Here is a 3,594-nt window from a genome sequence, read left to right on the forward strand (position 1 = left end):
TCCCGGAACATCTCCCCGCAAAAAAGCTGGGAAGGAGTGGCCGGAGGCCTTTTCTTTACCATACTGGCGGCACTGATCATTTTTTACCTAACCAGCCATCTGAATATGGTAATATGGATTATTCTGGCAATCATTGTGAGTGTGGCGGGTACTTTTGGCGATCTTACCGTATCATCTGTTAAAAGAAGCGCCGGGGTGAAAGAATCAGGCCACCTGATTCCCGGACATGGCGGAGCCCTTGATCGATTCGATTCGGCCTTATTCATTATTCCCCTGGCCTATGCCTTCCTAAAGCTTATATTATGACAGCCCCCGGAATTAGAGCACACGCAAAACAGCTTTCTCCGGTACCTTAAAATATATCATAAAACACAAAGATTTAAAAATACATATATTATTTATACGTTTTTTAATTACCTTTGACTATTAAATGAAAGCGTTGTGAATGCATATACATAAAGAAGGATATAGGGTAATCAGGTGGTTTCTCATCATTTTGCTGGTTTTAAACATTACCTTAATTTTACTGCCTGGAAGACCCCTTTATTCATGGATCATTGGAGGATTATCCCTGATATTACTTTTTTTGGTCATTCGTTTTTTCAGAGTACCCTCACGGACAGCTCCATTGGATGATTTAAACATCCTCTCCCCGGCCGACGGCAGGGTGGTCGCTATAGAACAAACTACTGAATACGAATACCTTAAAGGTGAAAGAATACAGATTTCCATATTCATGTCTATATGGAACATTCATGTGAACTGGCACCCCATTAGCGGCACGGTTGAATATTTCAGGTATCATCCCGGACAATTCCTTATAGCAAAACACCCCAAATCATCTTTGAACAATGAGCGAACCAGCATCGCTGTGAAAAAAGATGAAGAAAAGATCATCATGGTCAGACAAATTGCAGGAGCAGTGGCCCGCAGAATTGTCAGCTATATAACCCATGGGGCTAAGGTTGACCAGGCCGGTCAGATTGGCATTATCAAATTCGGATCACGGGTGGATATCTTTCTGCCGTTGGATGTGCAATTGAATATCAAACGAAAAGATAAGGTGAAAGGTCAAAGCACCATTCTTGCGCAATGGAAAAAATAAAACCATTAATAATAATTGTTGATGTGGAGCTTTTCCAATTGATCTTTGCTAAATATAAATACCCCCTGCCTCTCACCGTTATCAATTTTCACGGTATCTCCAGCCTTTTCGGGAAAATCTGATAAAAGTTCTTCCAGCCGGCTTCTTTCCATGCCTATATGAAGACAGTTCTCCAATTCAATTTGATTGTCCGCAATTTTTAAAGTAAGGAACGATTCCTCCCCGGAGTTTTCAGCGGCATAAAAAACAAAAGCATTGTTTCCTTTGATGTACTGATAAATGGTATCGACAGTACGTTTATCTTCATCCAGATTACGCCGGAACTTTTTCATTTTAAACTGTTCCCCGTATTCCATCCTGAAATCTTTCAGATTCAGAGGAGCAGAAACAGGGTGATTCAGGAATTCATTCTGTGTTGTGGATGGGCAATCCTGGCGGAAAGTGGTCTTTTCACCGGTGCTGCAGGAAATGCAAACAAAAGACAACACAATGAGTATATAAGATCTTTTGAACACCATGTTACATTAATCTAAAAGAATTTTCAATTAACAAATATAAGATTTTATCTCATAGAAAAAACAGTGCAACTCCGGCAAAGGCAATAAAGGCGCCCAATATTTCCAGAAAGTTCACCCTTTCCTTAAAATACAGAACCGCTGGGGGTATGATAAGTACTGGAACCAAAGCCATTAAAGTAGAAGCAATGCCCGTTAAAGTGTTTTGAACGGCAAGCAGGGAAAATGCAACTCCAAGGAAAGGTCCGAAAAAAGCTCCAACAGTAACCCTTTTCATCGCTTTTCTGTTCTTTAAAGCGGTCATCACCCTTTTCCACCTTCTTAAAATAAAAAACAGAATCATAAATCCCACTGTTCCGGCAAACACACGGATCTGGGTGGCAGCAAAAGCATTGTAATCCTGCATGCCAAATTTGCTGAGCACCAAACCGGTAGCCTGTCCCACTGCTCCTCCAAATGCCATAATGATGCCCACCACATGGTATGAAAAAGTCATTTTTATTCTTTTCTTTTTGGGTGGTTCCTCTATTATGCGCGAAGGATTAGGATTTCTGTTTTTCCTTTGAGAGATAACCAGAATGATACCGGTTAACGTGATGGCCATTCCCAATATATTTTGTGCAGAAAGCCTTTCATCCATAATAAGCCATCCTATAAGCCCCGTAATAGGGGGTACAAACGACATGATCAGTGAACTAATGCGGGCACCAATACGCACATAGGCTTCGAAAAGGAATAAATCACCCAGTGAAAATCCAATCAAACCCGATATGATCAGCCATTTCCATTGATGCCAGCTTGCATCTACAGGCAAAAAAAGGCCGCGGGTAATCCATGTAAAAATACCCAGCATAAAAATAGCCATGAACAAACGAATTAAATTCACAGAAAGGGAACCGATTTTCTTCCCGGCTGATTCAAAAGCCAAAGCTGTGGCGGTCCAGCAAAAAGCAGCCATCAAACTGGCAAATTCTCCAAAATATGAATCCAGCATATCTTTTCCTCTATTGAAATCAGGTTATTTTGATTTTTTTTATTTTTACCCAAAATTTCGAGCCACAAAGAAATAAAAAACAAGTTATTTTGATTAATTTGAGTTGGAAAAGTTTAATATCAGCCGGCAGCTTAACCCCGCATTAGAAAAACCGGGTTTTTGCGAAATTTATTGAAGCAAAAAGCCAGGTTTTTCAATAGCGTCAGAAACCCGCATCCACTGAGTTTTGCTACAAGAAAATGATAAATATGCGGGTTCAATGGGGATTGATCTGAATTGTTCAGGTTGTGCAGTTATATTATATTGTATTACAGAATTCTAATAAACTTTGAACAAGAATTAATTATTCAAGAATAATTCGGGTTAAAAAAAATTCACCGAAAAATTTGAAATAATAATCTTCTATTTTATATATTTACATGATCAAATCTTGGGTTAATGGGCAAAATAAAAGTCATCCTTACATCATTCTTTATAATCTTCATATTTTCAGTATCATCCAATGCTCAAATTGACCAGATAGCTTTTAAGGATAGCGTTCATGCCGCTACGTTTACCCATTATTTCATTCCGATGAAGATCAGCAATAACGACACCACCCGATTAACAGATACGGAGGATGAGGATATTGCATCTATTGAGTGGACAAAAAACGGAAACCCTGTGGATTTTGAACCCATAAGAAACAATGGAAATTTTATTGCTTACAGGCATAAATTCAGTGAAGCCGGGAACTATGAAATTGGTCTGGAAATAGCTGACAGGTCGGGGTTAATTCATTTTACTTCAAAAACCATTTTCGTTGAAAATTCCATTGAAGTCCCTAATGTGTTTTCACCTGATGAAAACGGAATAAATGATGTTTTTGTAGTCAAATCAAACGGCGAACAAAAACTTAAACTGGAAATCTATACCCGGAACGGCGACCTGATTTATGAAAGAACCGGAACGGTAATATACTGGGACGGTAAAATGGCTTC

5 protein-coding genes are annotated in these 3,594 nt (G+C 39.1%); 3 read left to right on the forward strand and 2 right to left on the reverse strand.

Annotation, left to right across the window (positions count from 1 at the left end; translation table 11 throughout):
* Together KGY70_19055 and KGY70_19060 are read left to right on the forward strand one after the other, a co-directional pair.
* The coding region (locus tag KGY70_19055; protein ID MBS3777300.1) for a phosphatidate cytidylyltransferase at nucleotides 1-306 on the forward strand (306 nt) is incomplete at its 5' end.
* Between the two features lie 139 nt (nucleotides 307-445).
* Nucleotides 446-1,105 carry a phosphatidylserine decarboxylase family protein gene (locus KGY70_19060; GenBank protein MBS3777301.1) on the forward strand — a complete coding sequence of 220 codons (660 nt, stop codon included), beginning with the start codon at nucleotides 446-448 and terminating at the stop codon, nucleotides 1,103-1,105.
* A gap of 5 nt (nucleotides 1,106-1,110) precedes the next feature.
* Here the strand turns inward: KGY70_19060 and KGY70_19065 are convergent, their stop codons facing one another.
* Nucleotides 1,111-1,623: a hypothetical protein gene (locus KGY70_19065; protein ID MBS3777302.1), complete on the reverse strand. Its 513-nt coding sequence runs from the start codon at nucleotides 1,621-1,623 to the stop codon at nucleotides 1,111-1,113.
* Nucleotides 1,624-1,672: 49 nt separating this feature from the next.
* A complete protein-coding gene (locus KGY70_19070; GenBank protein MBS3777303.1) occupies nucleotides 1,673-2,614 on the reverse strand; it encodes a DMT family transporter in 942 nt (313 codons plus the stop codon).
* Between the two features lie 438 nt (nucleotides 2,615-3,052).
* On the opposite strand from KGY70_19070, the gene KGY70_19075 reads away from it, so the two are divergent.
* Nucleotides 3,053-3,594 (forward strand): gliding motility-associated C-terminal domain-containing protein (locus KGY70_19075; GenBank protein ID MBS3777304.1); only part of this gene is annotated, 542 nt, incomplete at its 3' end.

This window comes from Bacteroidales bacterium, from assembly GCA_018334875.1.
Lineage (GTDB): Bacteria > Bacteroidota > Bacteroidia > Bacteroidales > UBA12077 > JAGXLC01.